The organism is Marinobacter halodurans (assembly GCF_004327985.1).
Classification (GTDB): domain Bacteria; phylum Pseudomonadota; class Gammaproteobacteria; order Pseudomonadales; family Oleiphilaceae; genus Marinobacter_A; species Marinobacter_A halodurans.
Genome location: NZ_SJDL01000117.1, coordinates 1 through 1,611 on the forward strand (window position 1 = coordinate 1; position 1,611 = coordinate 1,611).

Annotated in this window: 1 protein-coding gene; it reads left to right on the forward strand. The window is 67.2% G+C overall.

What is annotated here, in order from left to right; translation table 11 throughout:
- Nucleotides 1-1,611 (forward strand): amino acid adenylation domain-containing protein (locus EZI54_RS23645; RefSeq protein WP_131484301.1); only part of this gene is annotated, 1,611 nt, incomplete at both ends.

The window sequence follows — 1,611 nt, forward strand, 5'->3', positions numbered from 1 at the left end:
ACCGAAGTGGACTACGGCCAGCCGGAGCCGGTGCATCGGTTGTTCGAACGCCAGGCCGCGGCCCATCCGGACCGCGAGGCACTGGTCTGCGGCGACCGGCGCCTGGGCTATGCGGAGTTCGACCAGGCCGCCAACCGCCTGGCCCACGCGCTGATCGGGCAGGGCGTGGGATGCCACAGCCTGGTGGGCGTGGCAGCGGAACGGTCGGTGGCCATGGTGGTGGCGCTCTATGCCATCCAGAAGGCCGGTGCCGCCTATGTGCCGGTCGATCCGGACCACCCCGAAGCCCGTCAGCAGCAGGTCCTGGCCGATGCCGGTGTCGACCTGCTGCTGACCCATGATGCGGTGGCGGACCAATTGCCGGAACCGGGCGATATCACCGTGCTCAATCTGGATCAACTGGACCTGTCGGATCAGCCCGCGTCGGCTCCGGCCATTAATATCCACCCGCAACAGCGGGCCTATGTGATCTACACCTCCGGTTCCACCGGCCAGCCCAAAGGCGTGGCCAACACCCATGCCGCGCTGTTCAACCGCTTGCAGTGGATGCAGGCGGCCTATGAGTTGGGAGAGGGCGATGTGGTCCTGCAGAAGACGCTCTACAGCTTCGACGTCTCGGTCTGGGAATTCTTCTGGCCGCTAATGGTGGGCGCGCGCCTGGTCGTGGCTCCGCCAGGGGATCACAAAGACCCGGCCAAACTGACCGCACTGATCGAACAGGAACGCGTCACCACGCTGCACTTCGTGCCGTCCATGCTGTCCGCCTTCCTGGGCCAGGACGACCTGAGCGGCTGCGCATCCCTGCGCCGGATCGTGTGCAGTGGCGAAGCCCTGGCGAAGGACCTGCAGGACGAAGCCTTGCGCCGCCTGCCCTGGGCAACGCTCTACAACCTGTATGGCCCGACCGAGGCGGCCATCGACGTCACTCACTGGACCTGTGGTAACGACGAGCGCACCAGCGTTCCCATTGGCAGGCCCATCGGCAACCTGCAGATCCATATCCTGGACCGCCGCCTGAACCCGCAACCGGTGGGGGTACCGGGGGAACTCTACATCGGCGGCGTGGGCCTGGCCCGGGGCTACCACGGTCGCCCGGACCTGACCGCGGAACGCTTCATTCCCAATCCGTTCCAGCCGGGCGGACGCCTCTACCGCAGCGGCGACCTGGCGCGCTGGTGCCGCGACGGCACCATCGAATACCTGGGCCGGCTGGATCACCAGATCAAGCTGCGGGGCCTGCGGATCGAACTGGGGGAGATCGAGGCGGTGCTGCGGGAGGCGGCGCAGGTCACCGACGCGGTGGTGATTGCCCGCAACGGGCAACTCATCGGTTACGTGCAGGGCGACCAGGCGGACACCGAAACCCTCAAGGCGGCCCTGAAACGGCGCCTGCCGGATTACATGGTGCCGGCGCACATCGTGGCGCTGGATGCCTTCCCGCTGTCGGCCAACGGCAAGCTGGAGCGCAAGGCGCTGCCGGACCCGGAGATCGGGACCGCCGACTACGAGGCACCGCAGACCGACACCGAACGGACCCTGGCCACCCTGTGGCAGGAGGTGTTGGGTGTCGAGCAGGTCGGACGACAGGACAACTTCTTTGCGCTGGGTGGC